The sequence below is a fragment of the Oceanicoccus sp. genome (genome assembly GCF_029238675.1).
Taxonomy (GTDB): domain Bacteria; phylum Pseudomonadota; class Gammaproteobacteria; order Pseudomonadales; family Dasaniaceae; genus Oceanicoccus.
Map to the genome: position 1 here is coordinate 1 of NZ_JAQWFR010000010.1, position 21,895 is coordinate 21,895.

A 21,895-nucleotide genomic window follows, 5' to 3' on the forward strand; every position below is an offset into this window, starting at 1 on the left:
TTCAGATGACCGTTACCCTGATCAACCCAATCGCGATGGACGAAGGTTTACGCTTCGCAATCCGTGAAGGTGGTCGTACTGTTGGTGCGGGTGTTGTTGCTAAGATCATCGAATAATCGATTCTTAGCGCGATACCAAAAAGGCTGCCTTCGGGTGGCCTTTTTTATACCCGTCATCCCCGCCTGTGCGGGAATGACGGGTAAAGTGAAACTGTAAATAGTTGAATGGAAGTCGATGGAATTATTCTCTCTGGTTAAAGCCCGCTTAATTAAACGTTATAAACGTTTTCTGGCTGATGTTATTTTAGAGAGCGGCGAGCAAGTGACGGTACATTGCCCCAACACCGGTGCTATGACTGGCTGCGCTGAACCCGGCTCAAAGGTGTGGTTATCAACCTCCGATAATCCAAAACGAAAATATTCTAACACCTGGGAGCTAGTACAAACTCCAGAAAACTATATGGCCTGCATTCACTCCGCCAAGGCTAACGATTTAGTGAAAGAGGCCATCGAGGCAGGAGTGATCAAAGAACTACAGGGCTACGACTCCATCCGTACAGAAGTAAAATACGGCAAAGAAAAAAGTCGCATAGATTTATTGTTAGAGCGTGATGCACAGCAGTGCTATATAGAAGTAAAAAGCGTCACCTTATTGCTGGACGGTAGCCTCGGCGTTTTTCCCGATGCCGTTAGTGATCGTGGTCGCAAGCATCTTCGCGAGCTTATAGAAATGGTGCAGCAGGGCCATAGGGCGGTGTTGTTTTTCTGTGTTCAGCATACTGGGATTAAGCGAGTAGCCCCTGCTGATGCCATCGATCAAAAATACGGTGATACTTTTCGTGAAGCCATAGCCGCGGGTGTTGAGGTGTTGGCGTATCAGGCGGACATAAGTCCTGATCTTATTTGCTTACATAGACCCTTGCCGATATTACCCCGTCAGCCATAACTGATACGGTTAATACTTAGTAAAAAACGAACCCCTCATGCTATGATATTTTTTTAACCTTTGTCATTCCCGCCTTCGCGGGAATGACGGTAAATTTTTTATATGTTTAGTTTTTTTGAAAAGCTGATTGACCCCTTCCCCCCGGTGAGTCCCACCAAGCCACCCAAAGGGGTGTATGCCTTTTGCCGCCACTATACGCAAGGTATAGAACGCTATTTATTTTGGATGGCAGTCACCACCGCTATTTTGGCGGTATCGGAAGCCATGCTCTACGGCATTTTGGGGCAGTTGGTTGATTGGCTGGCGAGCAAGGATAGAGGTGATTTTCTTGATCAGGAATGGCCGACATTAGTAGCCATGTCGGTTTTCTTGCTGTTGTTTATTCCTATTGTCGTGGTGATTAATTCCATGCTGGTTCACCAAACCTTAATGGGTAATTTCCCCATGCGGGTTCGCTGGCAATCACACCGATATTTATTGGGGCAGAGCTACGGCTTTTTTCAAAACGAGTTTAGTGGGCGCGTTGCCACTAAAGTGATGCAAACGGCGCTGGCTGTTCGAGAGTCCGTGATGAAGGTGTTGGATGTGATGTTGTTTGTCACCGTGTACCTGGTCACTACCATTATTCTTGTGGCCAATGCTGATTGGCGGCTTTGTATACCTATACTGGCTTGGTTGGTGGGCTATATATTGACACTGCGTTTTTTTGTACCACGTTTGCAATCTATCTCCATGCGCCAGGCTGATGCCCGTGCGTTAATGACGGGGCGTATTGTAGATAGCTATACCAATATCCTGACGTTAAAATTATTTTCCCATTCAAAGCGCGAGTCTGACTATGTACAGCATGGAATGAATGAGTTTTTACAGACCGTTCATCCCCAAATGCGCCTGGTGACCTGGCTCAACATTTTTGTCTGGTCCCTTAATATGTTGTTGGTGTTTGCCACTGCCGCCGCTGGTATTTTCTTATGGTTAGAGGCTGCGATTACCCCGGGAGCAATAGCCATTGCTATGAGTATTGCGGTGCGTATTACTGGTATGTCCCATTGGGTGATGTGGGAAACCAGTAACTTATTTGAAAATATCGGTACCGTACAGGACGGTATTAACACCGTTTCTAATGAGCAAAAGGTCAGTGACAATGGTGACGCTAAACCTTTACAGGTAAAGCGGGGCGGGATTGATTTCCAACAAATCAGTTTTAGCTACAATGCCCGCAAAGCGGTATTTGAAAATCTTGACCTGAATATTAAGCCCGGTGAGAAGGTCGGTATCGTTGGGCGCTCCGGTGCGGGTAAATCGACGCTGGTGAATTTGCTGCTGCGTTTTTACGATTTAGATAGCGGGAATATTCGTATTGATGATACAGATTTGCGAGATGTTACCCAGGAAAGTTTAAGGGCATCAATAGCTATGGTTAGCCAGGATACATCCCTGCTATTTCGCTCGGTGCGTGAGAATATTATGTTTGGTCGCCCGCAGGCCACAGAGGAAGAGATGCTGGAAGCGGCACGCCGCGCCCATGCGGAAGACTTTATCCAGCAACTGGAAGATAGTCATGGCCGCCGCGGCTACGATGCCCATGTGGGTGAGCGTGGTGTCAGCCTCTCCGGCGGGCAGCGCCAGCGTATAGCCATTGCCAGGGTCTTGCTAAAAGATGCGCCGATTCTGGTACTGGATGAAGCCACCTCTGCGCTGGACTCTGAAGTGGAGGCCGGTATTCAAGAGAGCCTGTATACCTTGATGGAAGGTAAAACGGTACTGGCCATCGCCCACCGTCTCTCAACCATCGCCGCTATGGATCGTTTGATCGTATTGGACGAGGGGCGCATTGTAGAGCAGGGCAGCCACGCCGAGTTAATTGATAATCATGCACTGTATGCCCAGCTCTGGGCTCATCAAAGTGGCGGGTTCCTGGGTTTAAGGTAAGTATTAATCCCTACCTACTGCCCCGGTTTTGACAACTATTACCGCGAAAATCATGATGTGATTGTCAGGCTTGGGGCTAAAATTAGCCTTCAATGATTTAATAACCAGGTCGATAATAGTTTAATGGCTTTGCCTTCTAACGATTGGCTAAGGAGCGATGAAGTGACTTCGATATTCGAAGCCAGTGCAGAATTAAAAGTCTTGCCAACAGCAGTTGTGCAACAGTTCAAGTTAACTAAAGAAGAGTCGGTATTGTGTTTAGGTTTGGTTCAAGGTAAATCCATCGACGATGTAGCGGATGAAGTTCATCAACCCAGAGAAATCCTGCGTCACCAATTCCATACTTTGCTAGAGAAAACCGGTACCGACACTGAAGCCAAGTTGGTAACGGTGGTACTTTCCAGCGCCGAGTAATTTTTCCCTAAGATGAAATAACGTCCCTGCTGGCAATCTGTAGCTGAAACCAGCGGTCATCAGAGGCGCGTAAGCGGCGACTGACTTCACGGCCAATATTCATTTGGATAATTAAAAACTGTTCCGGGTCTTGCTGGTATAAGCTTAGCAGGGCGGAAGAGGGGATTTTAATCGCCGTGCAGTCTGTCTCTGCCCGTACCGATGCGCTGCGCGGGGTAAAGTCAATCAGGGCCAGTTCGCCAAAGCAGTCGCCATCCTCGGCATAGCGTAAAATATACTCCTTGGCATCATGCTGCTTAAAAATCACTGTACGGCCCTGCTCAATTAAATAGAGCGAGTCCCCCTTTTCACCCTGGTGAAAAAAGTAATCTCCCGCTACTACCTTAAAGGTTTCAGACTGCCCAAGAATCAGTGCAACACTGTTATCATTAATCGCGCCAAAAAATGGCATCGACTGTAATAAATGAATGCGTTCTTCTGCGGTCATGGCCGGTTTCCTATCAACGTAATTTACCACACAGTAAAGCGTTTGCTGCCCGTTTTTGCCAGTAATAAAGTGCCATCTGTAATTGGTGTGCAAATACAGGCGGCATTGGAGCGTTTTTTAGGCAAAAAAAAGGCCTCTAAATGATAGAGGCCTAAGAAAGGTGGAAACCTGAATGGCATGTTATCTCGATCTGGAGAAGCCATTGCTGGCTTGTTGACGAGATAGGCCGAAGTAAATTTAGATGGCCCATTCATAGGGTCAGCACAACCGTTTACGCATTCTGAAGTGTTTAAACAGCTGTTTTTAAATTCCAATATAGAATATATAAAGCCACGCTCATTTTAAAGCTAGCAGCTTCTCAAACTTGCTCAATTGTGGAAAATTACCACTAATTAATGGCTTTAACGCTATTTATTACTGGTTGTGTGTACTTACTAATATGGCCGGTATGGCCACCGCCCGGGTGGGGCAGCAGCTCCAGTTGCTGATTAATGCAGCGGGGCATTTCATTAGCGCTATGGCTAACATAAAGAATATGGCAATCACCCCGTTCAGCGATTTTATCGATCAATGTCAAAATCAATTCCCGGTGGGGTTTATCCAGTCCAATGCAGGGCTCATCCAAAATCAATACCAGCGGTGACTTCACCATCGCTCGCGCCAGCATCGCCAACCGTTGTTGGCCAAAAGACAGCCGGTTAAAAAACTGGGTAGCAATATCTTCCAGACCCATCACCTTTAACCAATCCAGCGCGATCTTGCGGTCCTTGCCGGTGCATTGCTGGTAGAGGCCGACACTGTCGTACAGTCCCGAGGCAATAACTTCAGCAACACGGGTGCGGCCAACGTGATTAAGCTGCAGCTGCGTATTTACAATACCAAATTTCTGCTTTAGTTCTTGTACGCTTTCACCGCTGCCACGGGTATTACCAAACAGCTTGATATGTTGGCCATAGGCTTTGTGATTATCACCGCTCAATAAACTTAATAGTGTCGATTTACCCGCGCCGTTAGGTCCGGCAATCACACAGTGCTGCCCCCAATCCAGACGCCAATTGATATCCGTTAAAATAGCCTGGTCGTTATAACTGACATTAACATGCTGTAAATCCAGCAGCGATTGCTCTTTATCTACTGTGTAATGACGTTCGGTGGCCAGAGGCAAATCACCAATACTGATAGTCTGTTGCTGCGCCACAGTTTTGGTCAGTACCTCATCATGCTCACCACAGGCTTGAATCTTGCCATGTTTCAGCCACAAAATATGATCAATACTGCCGGGGATCTCATCAGTCTGCTTGATCAACAGCAGCACTTTTAGGGGTGATTGTAATAGCTGGTCAATTAAGATTTTAAGTTCAGTTTGCGATTGCTTATCAAGACCTTCGAAAGGGTTATCCAAAATCAACAGCCTGGGCTGATTGAATAAAGCCCTGGCCAATAAGGCTTTACGGCTTTCACCTGTCGATACAAAGCGAATACCACGGTTGAGAATATGATCAATATGACACTGCTTGGCAATGGTATGGAATTGCTCATCAGGCGCTTTTTTCTGCAATATAATTTGCGCCACGGTAGTGCCCATATCGAAGGCGTCATCGCGGTCTTCACTGTCATCGTAGCGAATATCGTGGTCAATCAACTTACGCTGTAATTCAAAGCTAAGGTGCAGAATATCCTGCTCTGGGTTAAGGCCTGCCTGCCGTTCAATCGTGCCCCGTTGCGGCCTTAATTGGTCAGTAATTAACTGCGCAATCGCACTTTTCCCGGCCCCATTGCCGCCCAAAATCGCCCACTGCTGCCCCTGCTGCCAGTGCCAGTCAATATCCTGTAAAACGGGGTCAGTTCGGTAAGCAGCCCGAACCTTATTAAAGTGTATAATCGTGTCTTTATTCATGGGCGCGCATCTTACTATAGATGGGTTTGAAATAGTGGTGAGGAAGGGTTAGTGGTAATAAAAACATTTCAGCAGGCGCGGCAGCAGTTAGAGCCATTTAAACCGAGAAAGAAGTGGTATCGCCGCTGGGTAAAGCGCTCTGCCGTTGCATTAATTCTGCGCCAAACGGGAACTGGCCTAGAAACTTTAATGATTAAACGTGCTGATCGTGAAGGCGACCCATGGTCGGGGCATATGGCTTTCCCTGGTGGTAGGGGTGAGTTTGAAGATACTAACAGCTTACATACAGCGCGCCGCGAAACCCGGGAAGAAATTGGTTTGGACACCGATCAACATACCGAGTATCTAGGCCGTCTTTCAGATATAGGTATTCCGCGTTTTCGGGGGCATCATCGAATGGTGGTTACCCCTTATCTTTTTACTATTGATCAGGTGCCAGAGTTAAATCTCAACCATGAAGTGGCCGAAGTAATTTGGGTGCCTTTGGCGTTTTTGGCGGATAACAATAATCGTGAGCAAATGCAGTGGAAGATTAGAGATATGATGCGGGATATCCCTTGTTATTTCTTTGAAGAGAAACGGATCTGGGGAATGTCGTTGATGATGTTGGATGAGCTTGTTGGTTTGGTGAGGTTGCCGCCTGGTTAGCATCTGCGGTAGTGGCGTAGTTAGTGGCGTAGTTAGTGGCGTAGTTAGTGGCGTTTTATGTGGCTACGATTATAATGGCTTTATTGTTGCCGCAAAAACCGCTTAGTCTCTTGCATCAACTTTTTAGTCTCAGTCAAGGGTTTGGCCGCCTCAACTAGCGCCTGCTCTGGAATAATCTCTTTAATATAAGCATCAATTAATTCCAGCAAAACAGGGTTCATATTTTTGTTTTCCCATTCCCAGCGATGCCCTTTAACCAAATTCCCTGTTACCAAACCTTCTTCAAGTCTTAGCCAATTTGCCCCACACTTCGACAAATAATAATCGTTAAGCCGTCCATAACTCATATTCGGCGTATTAGGATTGAAACCATTATCAGGGATATCGCTGGTAATCTTTGTCAGGCTCATTACCCATTGTGTACCTACAGGAAAATTTTCAATCCTGGGGCGGCACAATTTCCCGTTATCACCCCAAACACGAATAGTAGAATTAAACTCTGTAAAATTAACCCTGCGATCATAGTGCGTACGATCAATAGAAAAATCTACGGAATTACCTTTGCCGGCAGTCACACTACCACTCACAATTAAATCGGCTTTTTTATAGGCTTTGGAAAAAGAACCCTGCCATAAACACTCGCAGCTAAAAGCCTGTTGGCTTAATAGCAGTATGCCTGGAAGGCAAAGTTTAAGGAGATAGGGCATTGTCTCGGGCAACCATTAATTTAGTTTGGATTCCCGCGCGCTCAATGATTGACTCAGTATCGCCAGTCGCTGTTCAATACTATGCAGAATGCCGCTGCTGTTTAAACCACAGGCAGCTAATAAATCCTGATGCTTGCCGTGGTCGATAAACGTGTCCGGTAAACCTAAATGCAAGACCGGCAGATTAATACCTTGGCTGCTTAGGTATTCACTAACACCAGCACCAGCACCACCGGCAATAGTGTTTTCTTCCAGCGTGACGATAAGGTCGTGGCTGCTGGCCAGTTCATCAACTAACTGTTCATCTAAAGGTTTAACAAACCGCATATCGGCAACAGTGGCATTCAATTTTTCAGCGGCGGGCATAGCGTCGGCTAATAAGGTGCCGAAGTTTAAAATAACAACGCCTTTGCCTTGGCGGCGAATAATACCTTTGCCAATTTCCAGTGCTGTCATTTCTTGTTCGATGGTAGCGCCGGGGCCTGTGCCTCTTGGGTAACGAACAGCGGCGGGGCCCTGAAATTTAAAACCGGTATACAGTAGTTGGCGGGTTTCGTTTTCGTCTGAGGGAGCCATAACTAACATATTAGGTATGCAGCGCAAAAAGCTCAGGTCAAAGCTACCGGCATGGGTTGGGCCATCTTCACCAACAAGCCCAGCTCTATCAATACCAAATAAAACGTCAAGATTTTGTAACGCAACATCATGAATTAGTTGGTCATAGGCGCGCTGCAAAAACGTTGAGTAAATAGCAACAACAGGTTTTAAACCGTCGCAGGCCATGCCTGCAGCTAAGGTCACTGCATGCTGTTCCGCAATCGCCACATCGTGATAACGCTCTGGAAACTGTTTGGAAAACTCAATCATGCCCGAGCCTTCACCCATGGCTGGGGTGATACCAATTAACAGTTCATCCTGCCTTGCCATATCGCAAAGCCAATCGCCAAACACTTTCTGGTACTTGGGTTTTTTTGAGGCGGCAGGTTGAGCTGGGGCAACACTGGGTTTAACTTCAATTTTATTAATAGCGTGATAGCCCACCGGGTCTTTTTCTGCTGGCGCAAAGCCTTTGCCTTTTTGCGTCATGATATGCAGTAGTTGCGGGCCAGGTAGTTCGCGCATATTGCGAATGGTGTTGACCAGGGTGGGTAAGTCATGGCCGTCGATGGGGCCGATATAGTTAAAGCCCAACTCCTCAAAAATAACACCGGGTGCCACAAAGCCTTTCATAGATTCTTCTATACGACGAGCAACACCCCAAGCCTGCGGAATTTTGGATAGCACACTTTTACTGCCGGCGCGCAGGTTGGTATAAGCCTTACTCGCCCAGATTTTTGAGAAGTAAGTATTTAAGCCGCCGGAGTTATGAGAGATGGACATTTGGTTGTCATTCAGGATAACCAGCATATCGGCATCAACATGGGCGGAGTGGGCTAGTGCTTCAAAAGCCATACCGGCAGTCATGGCGCCATCACCAATGACGGCAACGGTTTTGCGATCAATACCCTGTTGTCTTGCCGCCAATGCCATACCCAATGCGGCGCTGATGCTGGTGCTGGAGTGGCCCACACCAAAGGTATCGTATTCACTTTCGCTGCGCTTGGGGAAGCCGGCCAGACCATCCTGGGTACGAATGCCGCTCATTTGTTCGCGACGGCCGGTGAGGATTTTATGGGGATAGGTTTGGTGGCCTACATCCCAGACAATGCGGTCGTCGGGTGTTTGATATAAGTAGTGCAGGGCGACGGTCAGTTCGACCACTCCTAAGCCGGCGCCAAAATGGCCGCCACTTTGACCGACACAGTACAGCAGGTATTCACGCAGCTCATCGGCCAGTTGGGGCAGCTGGGTTTCGTCCAGTTGCCGCAGGTCAGCGGTTTCGTTAATGCCGTCCAACAGGGGGGTGCCGGGACGTGAGCGTGGGATTTCAGTGAACATGCGGTCTGTGCTTATGCCTTTTAAGATAGTGCTTTTAAGATAATGCGCTGCAATACGCAGAAGGAGAATTGTAACTCAAAAGTTGTATAAAAACTCGCTGTAGGGTGGATTAGCATAGCGTAATCCACCAATGTGGGTGGACTCATGCCGGATTACGCTGCGCTAATCCAGCCTGCGGGTGCGGTAATGGTGAGGTTTTAGTGGCTGCGGGAGATAATATAACTGGATAAATCCTTCAGGGTTTGGGCGCTATCGCCAATGCCTTCCAGTGCGGTCAGCGCTTGCTGATGCAGTTGTCGAGCCTTCTCTTTGGCCCCACCTAGCCCCAACAAAGCGGGGTAGGTGGGCTTGTTCAGGGCTTGGTCGGCGCCCTGGGTTTTGCCCAGGGTGGCGGTATCGCTTTCGATATCCAGAATGTCGTCCTGTACCTGGAAGGCCAGGCCAATGGCTTCGGCATAGCGGTCCAGGTCCGCTAATTGCTGTGTGCTGGCGTTGGCCAAGATGGCACCCATAGCAACGGCAGCCCGGATCAGGGCACCAGTTTTTAAGCGGTGGATGATTTCCAGATGTTCGAGATCAATGGTTTGGTCCGCGGCGCCAAGGTCAATGGCCTGTCCCCCTACCATACCCTGCTGGCCTGAAGCGGTGCTGAGTATTTTTACTAATGTCAGTTGGGTTTCTGCGGGGCACTCTTCCAGTTCGGTTAGCAATTCAAAGGCGCGGGCTTGCAGGGCATCGCCGGCCAATATGGCGGTGGCTTCATCAAAGGCCTTATGGCAAGTGGGCTGGCCACGGCGCAGGTCATCGTCATCCATGGCGGGTAAATCGTCATGGATTAAAGAGTAGGCATGGATCATTTCTACAGCGCAGGCGACTTTATCCGCATTGCTGGAGGCTGAAGTGTCAGGGTTGATGGCGTTAGCAGCTGCATAAACGAGTACCGGCCTTACCCGCTTGCCACCATTAATTAAACTGTATTGCATGGCTTGTTGTAATCGAGCCAGATATTCACTGCTGTCTGCCGGGGAATAGGGTGAAGCAAAACTGCCTACATAGAGGTTTAATGCACGATCTGCCCGCTGCTTGGCCTGTTGCAGATAGGCCTGGAAAGACTGGCTCATTATGACTCGTCGTCCTCGTCAAAGTCTTGATCGAGGTCGACGGCTTTGAGTTTGCCGTTTTCTTCCACCAGCATTTGTACTTTTTGCTCGGCCTGGGATAGGGCCGTTTGGCATTCGCGGGTCAGCTTGATGCCCTGCTCAAAGGCTTTTAAGGATTCTTCAAGGGTGAGATCGCCGTTCTCCATATCTTCGACCAGCTCTTCCAGCTGGTCCAGGGCTTCTTCGAAGTCGACGCTTTTTTTGGCTTTGGCCATGTAAGGCTCCTGAAACGGGTTGCTCTGGGCTTATAAAATCGGGGCCAAGGTAACCGAGGGGCAGGTTTGGGTCAACCTCTGTAGGGTGGATTGCAATCCCTGAAAGGCTGTGGGCTCAAGTCTGCCTGCAAAAGGCCGCTATTCTTCTAACAAAAGCATTTTTACCCGCAGTAAATATTTCTTGCCTGATAGCACTTCCCGGCTGTACTCGCGTAAGATTAAGGCTAGACTGTAAGTATTGGAAAAGTAGAGAGTTTCTCAGCCTAGAGCGGTTGAGCTACCCTTAGGCATAGACACAAGCGATTAGGAGTTTGGCAGTGGATTTAGCAACCCTTATAGGCATTATCGGTGCAATGGCTATTATCATCGCCGCGATGGTACTCAGTGGTGGCGTTGGCATGTTTGTTGATGTTCCATCGGTATTGATTGTTATTGTCGGTAGTATCTTTGTGGTGATGGCAAAATTTGGCCTGAGTCAGTTTTTGGGTGCCGGCAAAGTGGCTGCCAAAGCCTTTATGTTTAAAGTGGAAGATCCCGCTGAGACGATCGATGAAATTGTCGGGCTGGCAGATGAAGCGCGCAGGGGGGGCTTATTGGCCCTTGAAGGTAAGGAATTAAGCAGTGACTTTCTGCAGGGAGGGATCCAGCTACTGGTTGATGGTCACGACCCGGATGTGGTCAAAACACTGCTCTCCAAAGATAAAGACAAAGCCGTTGAGCGTCATTCCCTGGGTGCAGATATTTTTGCGGCCCTGGGTAATGTGGCACCGGCAATGGGGATGATCGGTACTCTGGTTGGTCTGGTAGCAATGCTATCCAATATGGATGACCCCAAGTCAATCGGCCCGGCCATGGCAGTAGCACTATTAACCACACTCTATGGTGCAATGCTGGCGAATATGGTCGCTATTCCTATTGCAGATAAATTAAGCCTGCGCCGCGGCGAAGAAGATATGAGTAAAAGCCTGATTATTGATGCGTTGCTGGCGATTCAGGGCGGTCAAAACCCCAGGGTGATTGACTCCATGCTGCGCAATTATCTACCCGAGGGTCAGCGCGAAAAGGTTGACGAGTAGTGATCAGTTTTAGCCAGCGGTATAACCATTCATGAGTGACGAAGAAGCTAATTGTCCCGAATGCCCACCACCGGGTGCCCCCAGCTGGATGGCAACTTTTGCGGATTTGATGTCGCTGTTGATGTGTTTTTTCGTGTTGCTGTTATCTTTTTCTGAAATGGACGCGATGAAGTTTAAACGGCTTGCGGGTTCTATGGCCCAGGCCTTTGGTGTGCAAAATAAACTGGATGTTAAAGACCCGCCAAAGGGCACCAGTATTATTGCACAGGAGTTTAGCCCGGGTCGTCCTGACCCCACTCCGATTAATCAAATTTATCAACACACCGATGATTTAACCGAGCTATCTTTGGAGGTGAATGCCTCGGAAGAATATGATGTGCAGGCCGGTATTGACGGGCAAGAAGCAGGCGTGCCCGATAGTGAAGAAAAAAAAGAGTCGGTTGATGAACAGGATGTTATTGAAAAAATTGAAGAGCTGATTAAAGCAACGCAGCAGGATGCCCGAGAGTTAGCGCAAGCCCTGCAAGATCAAATTATCAAAGGTGAAGTCGAAGTAGAAACCCAGGGTCGGCAAATTATTGTCAGGATTCGGGAGAAGGGTTCTTTTGCTTCCGGCTCGGCGGAGCTGGCGGGTAATTACTTGCCCCTGCTGCAAGAAATGCGCGATGTGCTGTCTACTAAAGAAGGTGATATTTCTATTCAGGGACATACTGATGATATTCCGATTAAGACCTCGCGTTTTCGTTCTAACTGGGAGCTATCTACCAGCCGGGCTGTTTCCGTTGCCCATGCCATTTTTGATGGTGGCATTTTAAATCCGAATCGTGTTCAGGTGAGTGGCTTTGCCGCTACTAAACCCCTTGCCAGTAATGAAACAATAGAAGGCCGCGCTAAAAACCGCCGCGTTGAAATTGTGATTCAACAGGGTTTGGGGGGCGAGGCGATGCAGCAGGGCCTGCGCAACTTAAAAGAAAAAGATCCTGAGTTTTACCAGTCACTGGAATTGGAGCCACAGGATAGTGCACCAGCCTTTAATCTGGATCGATCAGATATTTTTTAAATAGAAGAGAGTTATGAACGAAGAACGCCGCCGTTATTTTAGAATTGATGACTCTATGGGAGTCTCCTATCGCTGTATAGGTAACGAAGAGGCAAAGGTCTTTACTAAGCAGTCCCTGGAACATGGTGGCGCGTTTGATTTTGCGGCTAACTTTGATAACCGTATTCAAACTTTATTGGATACCTGCAAAATTCAAGTGCCGGTAGCCGCTGAATTAATTGATTTGATGAATAAAAAACTCAACTTTGTGATTGCACAAATGGATGTGGATTCTGAGTTGATGCACAAAATTGCTTATTCGTTAAAGCAGGTTAATGTCAGTGCCTGCGGTATGGCTTTTGCTAATGAGGAGGTGTTGAAAAAAGGGCAGTTATTGCAGTTGGATATTATGCTGCATCCCTCTGAGCTGCATGTTTCTGCTTTAGCAGAAGTTGTTGACTGTATACCGCTGGATGTTGGTGAGGTGCAGGATGATAAAATCTGTTTTGTACGGGTTGATTTTACTGAAGTAAACGGTAATGATCAGGAATTATTGATCCAGCATATTGTCAAACGTCAATCAGAAATACTGAAACAAAAACGCCGGTTGGCTGACTCTTAAGAGGTATTATCACAAAAAGGAGTTGGGTTTGTGCAAATACTACGATTGAATAAAGCTGGTCACCCTATTGACTGGCTGCATTGGCAGGATGCGGTTTGCCTTATCTCCCGTGAGTTAGTGTGTTGGAGTATGGGTGATATTATTTTTAATATCCACGGTGGCTACAACCGTTTAACTGAAAAACGCTCTGTGATTGAGTTGCCTAGTATTATCGCCTGTGGGGGTGAAAAACTGGCCCGGGTTAAAAGCAAGTCTCCTTTAAGTAACCGAGCCCTTTTTGAGCGTGACAATAATCAATGTATGTACTGCGGTCATTTTTTTAATGCCAAAGAGCTAACCCGGGATCATATCATTCCCAGCTCCAGAGGTGGCCGAGATATATGGGAGAATGTGGTTGCAGCCTGCCGTCGTTGCAACCAGCATAAGGCAAATCGAAAATTGAATGAAACCAATTTGGAATTATTGGCATTGCCTTATCGGCCAAACCCTGCAGAATATTTAGCGCTGGTAAATAGTCGGCGTATTCTGCCAGAGCAGGCAGATTTTTTAAGTAAGCAGTTCTCTGCGAATTGCCGTTGGCAAATGCCAGTGGTGCATTAATTTTTTGGAGTTGTTATGTGGCCTGCCTTTGTTATCGCTTTGTTATCCGGTTTATGTATCGGTTATTGGGTAGGTAGAAATACCCGTTCTTCCTCCGCCTTTGAAGCGGAGCAACAATTAGAGCAGGCCGGGCAGGATTTAGAGCAGGCCCGCAGCACACAAAAGTTGTTAGAGCAGCAGGTGGCTGATTTGAAATATCAGTTAGGGGAAGAGAAAAAAGCCCGGGCTTATGCTGAGGGGCGTGATAACAGTTAGTTCTGTCACTCCCGCCTTCGCGGGAATGACGGGGTGTTTTATGACAGAGGGTTTTATGATGGGAAGCTGATAGCAATCCCCTCGCAAACCCCTAAATACAAATTTTATTCAGTTCACTATCCACTTTATTGGCTGTGTCTTGCTGGTCATGAGCCTTTTCAGAAATAATACCTAATCCGGCACTGACTTCGCGAATCTGGTCGGCAATACTCGACATTTGTTGGTTAATACTATCAGTGGCATTATTTTGCATGGCGGTACCTTCGGCTATCTGCATGGCCAGACTATCGACATTGGCAACAACGGATTGTACCTGTTGTAAAACGCTTTCCACTTGTTGGCTTTGTTCAAGGCTGTTGCTGCTAAGTAGTCGCCCCTGTTCCATCGCTGCTACAGCGCTCTGGGCTTTCTCCTGTAAACCTTCAACCATAGTTTGTATCTCACCGGTTGAATCCTGGGTACGGTGGGCCAGGGCTCTTACCTCATCTGCTACCACCGCAAAGCCACGACCTTGCTCACCGGCACGGGCCGCTTCAATGGCCGCGTTTAAGGCTAGCAGGTTAGTCTGCTCGGCAATACCGCCGATCACATCCAGTACTGAGCCAATTTGCGCACTTTCTTCCTGCAGGCGGGCAATATTTTCGCTCATCAGCGCTACGTTATTGACCAGCTCTTTCATCGAGGCCTGGTTGGAGTTCGAGGCTCCTGACCCCAGCTCCAGCGACTCCAGTGCCTCGCCAATGGTTGAGGTAATTTGACCGGCAGTGTCAGACAGGGTTGAGGATGTGTCGGCAATTTGGCCGATAGACTCGGCAATATTAAGGGCTTCCGAACTGCTGGTTTCCAGCTGCTGAACTGAGTTGGACATTCTTTGAGCCTGATCCTGAGAGCCTTGTAAGACATTATTGGCATCACTACGAATATTGGTCATTACATCACGCAGATCCTCAATAAAGCGATTGAGAGTATTGCTGATTGCGGCCAGCTCATCTGAACCGGGGTCTTGCAGCGGGTTTGATGGGGCTGTTTCAGTGCTGATGACCAGATTCAAGTAGGTATCCAGCTCGTTCAGGCGGTTGACCACCTGAGTCTTAATACTCCAGGCTACTACGGCGACCAGTACTATCGCGGCAATGGCCACGGTGAAGATATTAATAGTATCCAAGGCAAAATGGATCACGGCCAGAATGATAATGCTGGCGATTCCTGCCGGTAACAGGGTGCGCCCAAGCAGGCTAGATGAAAATAAAGGCATGGTTTTATCTCGTTTCGTTATAAATAGAGCGATAATGGTTTAATTGTAGCAACTGCTGAAAATTGAGCATGGATATATTCACCTAATCTTTCTATGGGATGGCGCTAAATTTATTTGTTTTGTCGGGGTGGGGCTATGGGCACCAGAAGTGTCATATAGAGTGAGTGTGTTAGGAAAAACTACTTTCATTGCTGGAACTTAAGCCACAATAGACTTAAAGTAGTAACATTATATTTTATGGGGTTGAACGACTACTGGCTGGAGCTCTGACGGAGTGCCCGCAGCGGCCACTTTTATTAACAGGATTGAATGCACTGGTAGATAGGTAGATAGGTAGAAAGGTAAAAACATGGATTTGGTCATCGATAAACTGTTTACCCAGTTAGAACTGGAATCATTAAGGGGTGAGGCGCCAACACCGCTCTATCACCAGATGTATACCTTGCTGAAAAGCCGTATTTTGGACGGTTCTATTGCCCATAGCACTCAGATGCCTACGGAGCAGCAATTAGCAGAAGCTTTTAATATATCCCGTATTACCGCTAAGCGGGCGATGGATGAATTAGCCGCTGAGGCGTTGGTTGAGCGCCGTCGTGGTAAAGGCACCCATGTTACTCACCATTACAGCCCTGAGCCTGTGCCGGCACCATTGACGGGGATGTTGCAGAAGTTGGCCAGTACGGATCAGAATACCAAAATCAAAGTACTTGATGTGGGTATGCTGGTGCCACCGGGTGATATTCGGATTGAGCTGGGTTTGCAGGATGATGAAAAAGCCCATCGTGTTGTTCGGGTGCGAAGCACTGAAAATGGCGAGCCCTTTGCGCACTATATAAGCTGGACAGTAGGTATGAAGGAGGGCTTTAGTCGCAGCGACCTGGAAACTCGCGTTCGTTATGACATTATGAAAGAAAATGGCCATGAAGTGACTCGCATTGACCAGAACCTGACGGCTATCAGTGCCCAGGAATTTGTTGCCAATGAGCTGGATATGAAAGTTGGTGAGCCCGTGCTTAGTCTTACCCGTCGCTCGTTTACTGAAGACGGCCGTCTGGTTGATATTCTCTACTGCCACTATAACCCCAAGCGTTTTCAACACCGCATGTCTATGGATATGGACGACTACCGCGGTTAGACGCTATTTAACCACCTGAAGTCATAGTCCGCTATAATTGCCCCTCATAATTCCCGGAGGCAAAACGCAATGAGCGAAACAATTTTACTAACTGGCGCCAATGGCAAAACCGGTAGAGCTATCTTAAAAAAACTGGTTGGCTTAAAGCTGGTAGTAAAAGTTTTTATCCGCGATAAAAACCAATGGCAGGATTTAAAGGCATTGGGTGCAGCAGGTTTTGCTGTGGGGGATATGTTAGATGTTGATAGCATTGATAGTGCCGTTATGGGTTGTCAAAAAATTATCCACGTTGGCCCACCCATGCACCCTGATGAAAAAACCATTACCCAATCATTTATTGAAGCGGCGATAAAACAGAATATAGGCCATTTTATTTACTATTCCGTAATGCATCCCTTGCGCCGTGATGTTCGTCATCACCGCCTAAAGCTGGACGCCGAAGAAGTGTTGGTTGAGTCGGGTATTCCCTACACCATTTTGCAACCCATTCGTTATATGCAGCATCTTTTACCCATTTGGAATAAGGTAGTAGAGGAGGGGGTGCATGCCATGCCGTTTAATACCGAGGTGATGTTCAACGTGGTGGACCTTGAAGACCTGGCGGAAGCTACAGCCATTGTTGCTGCCGAGCCTGGCCATTATTTTGCCACCTATGAGCTGGCAGGCGTTGAGCCATTAAGCCAAACGGATATGGCAGCGATTATTTCAGATGTGATTGGTACGCCTGTTACAGCCCAGGCTATTTCACAGCAACAGCTAGCAGACAATGCCCGGGAGAAAGGGTTTAACGAAGACAAGGTTGAGCAAATGATGCTTATGAATAAGCACTATGATGACTGTGGCTTTTTGGGTAGCCCGAATGTGTTGCGCTGGATACTGGGCCGCCAGCCCACCCTTTATCGTGAGTTTGTAGAGCGTTTACACCAAGCCTGACAGGGGTTTGGTACAGAGTAGAGGTCAGGTTGTTAGTCAATCAGCATCTGTTATACTTCTGCAACTTAGGGTGATTGTTAGATGTAATGCCCTATAAAGTGCGATCTATTCTTTACTGGTTTATGCACACCCTCGGGTGGTTCCAGTATTGTAAGCAGGAGCTAGAAATATACGGGTGGTAACTGTATTGAAGCCAGGTGAGGCAGTGATGGATTATGAGAAAGTGACTGTAGGAGAAAGGCTGTGTTAATACTAACCCGAAGAATTGGTGAAACTGTTATCATCGGTGATGATGTAAAAATCACTGTATTAGAAGTTCAAGGTAATCAGGTCCGTTTGGGTATCAGTGCCCCCCGTGAGGTAGAAGTCCACCGCGAAGAAATTTACCAGCGTATCCAGCAGGAAAAAGCCGGTAATATTGATCCCGATAATCGTGGCAATCGCTGATTAATAACCGTTAGTCGATGGATTAAGCAAACATTTGATTAAGCAAACATTTGATTAAATAAACATGGATTAAGCAAACAATGGATCAAAAAAAGCGCAACCCTTGGGCTGCGCTTTTTTGTTTGTGGTTCTATCTTTTCGTTTTATCAAAGCTTAGTGAGCAAAATGATCTCTACGTAAGATTGGGTTTAACCAGCGCGTAAAGAAGCCAGTAAACTCGATGGGAGCATCCGTCACTGTGAGGCAGATACACTCTCTATCTTCAGTGACCATAGGTTTATGCTTGTGGCGGCCATCCCGAACCACAAAATCCCCTTCCTTATAAACACCGCTTTCATCCGAGAAACTACCCTCCAGTAACATAGTGTATTCATCGCCGGTATGGGTATGGCTGGGAACCTGACCACCAGGCTTGATACGTAACATTTCAACTTTTGAGCCGTTGCTGTCAGTACACAGTCTGGCCGCCTGGATGGACGGAGACACACGGTGCCACTGCAAAGAGTCATAATCATCGGGAATAAACTGCTGCAGTGCGCGGGGCACTCGCGAGTCGCGATTGTTCACTGGGGTAGCTTCCGTCACCTCATCATCAAGCATAGACAGTACACTACTTTTAAGGTTTTCAGATGCTTTGGCGGGTTTTAGCTCTTCCATCAAGTTGGCACCCATACTATTCAGGCGCATAAGATTGGAGCGACATTCATCGCAATGTTCAAGGTGTGTGGAAATACACAGGGCATGGCTAAGCTGTAAGCTGCCTGCTGAAAACGCTGCGAGTAATTCCGGGGCTGGGTGATGGTTCGCCATCTGTATCTACCTCTTTAACAACAATTCTAATTTCTGTAATGCCAGGCGGACGCGGGATTTAACGGTTCCCAGCGGCAGTCCCAATTCGTCTGAAGTCTCCTGGTGGCTTTTGCCCTCCAGGTATACCTTCGCTAATACTTGCGCCTGCTCAATCGGCAGCTGCTTTAGGCCTTCATGGATCTTGCTTTCAACCCGCTGCTGTTGAGCCAGTTGAAAAGGGTCTGGACCTTCATCTTCCATATTATTGAAGATTTCGGTCGGATCAATTTCTGTACTGAAGCGGCCATTGCGCCTTAGATAGTCAATCCTGGAGTTTCTGGCCAGGGTAAAAATCCAGGTAGAAACCGCCGCCATATCGGGCTTGTAGGTATGGGCTTTATTCCATACCTTGATCATTACCTCTTGGGCTAGTTCATCGGCTAACAGGGCTGCACCTGGTTCCCGGGCTAAACTATAGGACCTGAGTAGCGGTGCAAAATGATCAAATAACTGCTCAAAGGCCAGTTTGTCGCGGTCTTCAGCGACTTTTGCCATTAGCTGTTTGAGCCTGGCATTACGTTCAGCATTAGAAACACCGGCCTTACTGCTTACTGTGGACATACGGGCCTTCCTCTTAAGGGGATTAGACATTATGTTCACCTATCATAGTGTGTTTCTCGGCTATGGCCTATTGGAGTTTTATTTTTGTACGGGCATGGGCACAGTATGGATCACAGGGCCTGCTTATTCAGTCGGCTTTGGGGGAGGTATTTAATCCAATTAGGAAAAACAGGCGTATAATTTCGAACAAGATGAATGGATATACAAGGGCTCCAGAGTGGTTTCGGGAGCATCTTATAACAGTCTGTTAAAACAAGTTAACTGTGGGCCCAATGTGGAAGCAGCGCACTATGAGTAACAATCATATTATCGAACTTTTTAAAGCCAGCTACAGCGACATGATGCAGCTGGATCTTGGCCATCTCGACCAGCTATATACCCGCGATATGGTCTTCAAAGACCCGGTACACCAGGTTAGGGGGCTGCCGGCCATGCAGGACTATATGGCGGATATCTCTAGTAATGTTGAAGAATGCCGCTTTGAATTCCTCGACCAGTTGGTATCTGACAATGCGGCTTATATGAAGTGGGATATGCACTTTCGTCATCCTAAACTGGGAGGTGGTCATTTAATTACCGTTAGGGGCATCAGCCAAATTCACTTTGACGAGCAGATTCATTATCATGAGGATGCCTATGATATGGGGCAGATGGTCTACGAGCATATTCCCGTGATCGGGGGTGTTACCCGGTGGCTAAAAGCGCGCTTGGCTGCATAAGCCCATTACAGAGATAATAATAATGTCTGCAATTCAAGAGGTTCAAGGTGAGGTCATTTGGCTGACCGGTGCCAGTACAGGGATTGGCAGGGCACTAGCTATAAAGTTGGCGTCTCAAGGTAATACCGTGATCGCCAGTGCCAGAGGCCAGCAGGCACTGAATGAATTGGCCGCAGAACATGACAATATTATTCCCCTTGCTTTTGATATTAGCCGTGAAGACCAGATAGAAACCGTTCGGAAACAGCTGCTTGAGCACTCCGGCCATCTTGATCGTGTGGTACTCAATGCCGGTACCTGTGAATACCTGGATATTGACCAGCCTGACTGGACGATGATGCAGCGGGTAATGACGGTGAATTATTTTGGCACCATCAACTCCTTGGCGGTAGCCATGCCGTTGCTGGAAGCCAGTGCCAGGCCTCATATCGTTGGCGTGGTGTCCCTGTCCACCGTAGTACCGTTTTCACGTGCCGAAGCCTACGGCTCATCCAAGGCTGCCCTGCAATACTTCTTTGATTCATTGCGAGTTGATTTGGTGAAAAAGAACATTGATGTTACCGTGATTAACCCCGGCTTTGTAAAAACTCCCTTAACGGATAAAAATGATTTCTCCATGCCTTTTCTAATGTCATCAGAGGAGGCGGCTGATCGTATGGCTAACGCGATTGCCAAGAGGCCAGCACAGTTTGATTTTCCCGGACGGTTAAAGTGGATATTGAAAGCGCTGGGTTTTATTCCGGCGTTCTGGAATAAAGTCATAGCACCTTCATTGAGCGTAAAATAGCAGAATAAAAAGAGAGTTATTAGTGAAAATAGCAGTTATAGGCTCAGGAATTTCCGGTTTAAGTTCCGCCTATTTATTACAGCACGATCATGAAATTACCGTATTTGAAAGTGAGGCGAATATTGGCGGCCATACGGCAACGATGGATGTGACGCTACAGGGCAAAGACTATGCCGTTGATACGGGTTTTATCGTCTATAACGATTGGACCTACCCCAATTTTATTCGCTTAATGGATGAGTTAGGTGTGCAATCACAGCCCACAGAAATGAGCTTTAGTGTGAGTTGTGACTTATCTGGCTTGGAATACGGCGGCAATAACCTCAACACCTTGTTTGCCCAGCGGCGCAATATTTTTAGCCCTTCTTATTTAAAAATGATCAAAGATATTCTGCGTTTTAATAAAGAGTCGATTGAGCATTTAGAGTCGGGTCGTATAGAAGAGGGCATTACCTTAGGCGAATATTTAAAAAGTAATGGCTACGGTGAAACCTTTGCCAATAAATATTTGATCCCTATGGGTAGCGCTATTTGGTCAGCCTCTACCGATAGTATGTTTGATTTTCCGTTATTGTTTTTTGTACGCTTCTTTAAAAACCATGGCTTATTAAGTGTTAATAATCGCCCCCAGTGGCGAGTGATAAAAGGTGGGTCCCGGGAATATCTACAGCCATTGACCGCAGGCTTTAAAGATCGCATTCGCGTCAATAGCCCAGTGGCAAGCATCAGCCGTGATGAAACCGGTGTTGATATAAGTCTGGCCGATGGTTCCATAGAGCGCTTTGATCAGGTAATAGTGGCGAGCCATAGTGACCAGGCATTATCCATGTTGAACGATGCTACTGTCGCAGAAAAAGAAGTACTGGGTGCTATTCCCTACCAGAAAAATGATGTGGTGTTACATACCGATGCAAGCATTTTACCCAATAAAAAACTAGCCTGGTCCAGCTGGAACTACTGGCTACGTTCAGAGCGTCAGGAGCAGGCCATACTGACCTACAACATGAATATCCTGCAGGGTATTGAGGCGCCAGAAACTTTTTGTGTCACCCTGAATGCCACAGAGTCAATTGACAGCAGCAAAATATTGGGTCAATACAACTACAGTCACCCGGTATTTTCTCTGCAGTCCGTAGCTGCTGCTGAGCGTTGGGGTGATATTAATGGTGTTAATCGCACCTGGTTTTGCGGTGCTTACTGGGCTAATGGCTTTCATGAAGACGGTGCCAGCAGTGGCATTCGTGTGGCCAAAGCACTGGGTGCAAAGTGGTAAG

25 protein-coding genes are annotated in these 21,895 nt (G+C 47.4%); 16 read left to right on the forward strand and 9 right to left on the reverse strand.

Going from position 1 to position 21,895, the window contains the following annotated elements; all coding sequences use genetic code 11:
• The 4 genes from P8H32_RS03955 to P8H32_RS03970 all read left to right on the forward strand — a co-directional run.
• The coding region (locus P8H32_RS03955; RefSeq protein WP_301088553.1) for a hypothetical protein at positions 1-116 on the forward strand (116 nt) is incomplete at its 5' end.
• Positions 117-234: 118 nt separating this feature from the next.
• Positions 235-945 carry a DNA/RNA nuclease SfsA gene (gene sfsA / locus P8H32_RS03960; protein WP_301088526.1) on the forward strand — a complete coding sequence of 237 codons (711 nt, stop codon included), beginning with the start codon at positions 235-237 and terminating at the stop codon, positions 943-945.
• A gap of 102 nt (positions 946-1,047) precedes the next feature.
• Positions 1,048-2,877, forward strand: a complete 1,830-nt coding sequence (locus tag P8H32_RS03965) for an ABC transporter ATP-binding protein (RefSeq protein ID WP_301088527.1) — start codon at positions 1,048-1,050, stop codon at positions 2,875-2,877.
• A gap of 162 nt (positions 2,878-3,039) precedes the next feature.
• Entirely contained in the window at positions 3,040-3,291 is a 252-nt protein-coding gene (locus P8H32_RS03970; protein ID WP_297291505.1) for a hypothetical protein, read from the forward strand.
• Between the two features lie 7 nt (positions 3,292-3,298).
• Here P8H32_RS03970 and P8H32_RS03975 read toward each other — a convergent pair whose 3' ends face one another.
• Together P8H32_RS03975 and P8H32_RS03980 are read right to left on the reverse strand one after the other, a co-directional pair.
• Positions 3,299-3,778 (reverse strand): Crp/Fnr family transcriptional regulator, encoded by a 480-nt coding sequence (locus P8H32_RS03975; protein WP_297291504.1) that lies wholly within the window; start codon positions 3,776-3,778, stop codon positions 3,299-3,301.
• A 388-nt stretch (positions 3,779-4,166) separates the two neighbouring features.
• Positions 4,167-5,675: an ATP-binding cassette domain-containing protein gene (locus P8H32_RS03980; protein WP_301088528.1), complete on the reverse strand. Its 1,509-nt coding sequence runs from the start codon at positions 5,673-5,675 to the stop codon at positions 4,167-4,169.
• Between the two features lie 51 nt (positions 5,676-5,726).
• On the opposite strand from P8H32_RS03980, the gene P8H32_RS03985 reads away from it, so the two are divergent.
• Positions 5,727-6,323, forward strand: a complete 597-nt coding sequence (locus tag P8H32_RS03985) for a CoA pyrophosphatase (RefSeq protein ID WP_301088529.1) — start codon at positions 5,727-5,729, stop codon at positions 6,321-6,323.
• Between the two features lie 80 nt (positions 6,324-6,403).
• On the opposite strand, the gene P8H32_RS03990 is transcribed toward P8H32_RS03985, so the two are convergent.
• The 4 genes from P8H32_RS03990 to P8H32_RS04005 all read right to left on the reverse strand — a co-directional run bounded on the left by P8H32_RS03990 (position 6,404) and on the right by P8H32_RS04005 (position 10,343).
• Positions 6,404-6,898 (reverse strand): hypothetical protein, encoded by a 495-nt coding sequence (locus P8H32_RS03990; RefSeq protein WP_297291998.1) that lies wholly within the window; start codon positions 6,896-6,898, stop codon positions 6,404-6,406.
• Positions 6,899-7,045: 147 nt separating this feature from the next.
• Complete coding sequence (dxs, locus tag P8H32_RS03995; RefSeq protein ID WP_297291997.1) at positions 7,046-8,968, reverse strand: 1-deoxy-D-xylulose-5-phosphate synthase; 1,923 nt, start codon at positions 8,966-8,968, stop codon at positions 7,046-7,048.
• A gap of 197 nt (positions 8,969-9,165) precedes the next feature.
• Positions 9,166-10,089: a polyprenyl synthetase family protein gene (locus P8H32_RS04000; protein WP_297291996.1), complete on the reverse strand. Its 924-nt coding sequence runs from the start codon at positions 10,087-10,089 to the stop codon at positions 9,166-9,168.
• Entirely contained in the window at positions 10,089-10,343 is a 255-nt protein-coding gene (locus P8H32_RS04005; protein ID WP_297291995.1) for an exodeoxyribonuclease VII small subunit, read from the reverse strand. Before P8H32_RS04005 ends, P8H32_RS04000 begins: the two co-directional genes overlap by 1 nt.
• Positions 10,344-10,660: 317 nt before the next feature.
• Here P8H32_RS04005 and pomA point away from each other — a divergent pair, with 317 nt between their 5' ends.
• Genes pomA through P8H32_RS04030 form a run of 5 tightly spaced genes read left to right on the forward strand, consistent with a single transcriptional unit; the run spans position 10,661 to position 13,935 of the window.
• Positions 10,661-11,419, forward strand: coding sequence for a flagellar motor protein PomA (gene pomA, locus P8H32_RS04010; RefSeq protein ID WP_297291994.1), 759 nt, complete (start codon positions 10,661-10,663; stop codon positions 11,417-11,419).
• Positions 11,420-11,450: 31 nt separating this feature from the next.
• Entirely contained in the window at positions 11,451-12,479 is a 1,029-nt protein-coding gene (locus P8H32_RS04015; RefSeq protein ID WP_301088530.1) for a flagellar motor protein MotB, read from the forward strand.
• 13 nt (positions 12,480-12,492) lie between these two features.
• A complete protein-coding gene (locus P8H32_RS04020; RefSeq protein ID WP_297291992.1) occupies positions 12,493-13,080 on the forward strand; it encodes a PilZ domain-containing protein in 588 nt (195 codons plus the stop codon).
• A 30-nt stretch (positions 13,081-13,110) separates the two neighbouring features.
• Positions 13,111-13,680 carry an HNH endonuclease gene (locus tag P8H32_RS04025; RefSeq protein WP_301088531.1) on the forward strand — a complete coding sequence of 190 codons (570 nt, stop codon included), beginning with the start codon at positions 13,111-13,113 and terminating at the stop codon, positions 13,678-13,680.
• Between the two features lie 15 nt (positions 13,681-13,695).
• Positions 13,696-13,935 (forward strand): hypothetical protein, encoded by a 240-nt coding sequence (locus P8H32_RS04030; RefSeq protein ID WP_297291990.1) that lies wholly within the window; start codon positions 13,696-13,698, stop codon positions 13,933-13,935.
• Positions 13,936-14,026: 91 nt separating this feature from the next.
• Here the strand turns inward: P8H32_RS04030 and P8H32_RS04035 are convergent, their stop codons facing one another.
• Positions 14,027-15,190, reverse strand: a complete 1,164-nt coding sequence (locus P8H32_RS04035) for a methyl-accepting chemotaxis protein (protein ID WP_297291989.1) — start codon at positions 15,188-15,190, stop codon at positions 14,027-14,029.
• Between the two features lie 349 nt (positions 15,191-15,539).
• Between P8H32_RS04035 and P8H32_RS04040 the strand changes: the two genes are divergently transcribed.
• The 3 genes from P8H32_RS04040 to csrA all read left to right on the forward strand — a co-directional run bounded on the left by P8H32_RS04040 (position 15,540) and on the right by csrA (position 17,705).
• Positions 15,540-16,325: a GntR family transcriptional regulator gene (locus P8H32_RS04040; RefSeq protein WP_297291988.1), complete on the forward strand. Its 786-nt coding sequence runs from the start codon at positions 15,540-15,542 to the stop codon at positions 16,323-16,325.
• A gap of 69 nt (positions 16,326-16,394) precedes the next feature.
• Positions 16,395-17,258: an SDR family oxidoreductase gene (locus P8H32_RS04045; protein ID WP_297291987.1), complete on the forward strand. Its 864-nt coding sequence runs from the start codon at positions 16,395-16,397 to the stop codon at positions 17,256-17,258.
• 243 nt (positions 17,259-17,501) lie between these two features.
• Positions 17,502-17,705, forward strand: a complete 204-nt coding sequence (gene csrA / locus P8H32_RS04050) for a carbon storage regulator CsrA (protein WP_297291986.1) — start codon at positions 17,502-17,504, stop codon at positions 17,703-17,705.
• A gap of 153 nt (positions 17,706-17,858) precedes the next feature.
• Here csrA and P8H32_RS04055 read toward each other — a convergent pair whose 3' ends face one another.
• Both P8H32_RS04055 and P8H32_RS04060 read right to left on the reverse strand, forming a co-directional pair.
• Complete coding sequence (locus P8H32_RS04055) at positions 17,859-18,515, reverse strand: ChrR family anti-sigma-E factor (protein WP_301088532.1); 657 nt, start codon at positions 18,513-18,515, stop codon at positions 17,859-17,861.
• Between the two features lie 6 nt (positions 18,516-18,521).
• Positions 18,522-19,115, reverse strand: a complete 594-nt coding sequence (locus P8H32_RS04060) for a sigma-70 family RNA polymerase sigma factor (RefSeq protein WP_297291984.1) — start codon at positions 19,113-19,115, stop codon at positions 18,522-18,524.
• 290 nt (positions 19,116-19,405) lie between these two features.
• Between P8H32_RS04060 and P8H32_RS04065 the strand changes: the two genes are divergently transcribed.
• The 3 genes from P8H32_RS04065 to P8H32_RS04075 are packed head-to-tail and all read left to right on the forward strand — an operon-like array spanning position 19,406 to position 21,894.
• Positions 19,406-19,834 (forward strand): nuclear transport factor 2 family protein, encoded by a 429-nt coding sequence (locus tag P8H32_RS04065; RefSeq protein ID WP_301088533.1) that lies wholly within the window; start codon positions 19,406-19,408, stop codon positions 19,832-19,834.
• A 22-nt stretch (positions 19,835-19,856) separates the two neighbouring features.
• Positions 19,857-20,621 (forward strand): SDR family oxidoreductase, encoded by a 765-nt coding sequence (locus P8H32_RS04070; RefSeq protein WP_297291982.1) that lies wholly within the window; start codon positions 19,857-19,859, stop codon positions 20,619-20,621.
• A 22-nt stretch (positions 20,622-20,643) separates the two neighbouring features.
• Positions 20,644-21,894: an FAD-dependent oxidoreductase gene (locus P8H32_RS04075; RefSeq protein WP_297291981.1), complete on the forward strand. Its 1,251-nt coding sequence runs from the start codon at positions 20,644-20,646 to the stop codon at positions 21,892-21,894.
• Position 21,895: the final 1 nt, after the last annotated feature.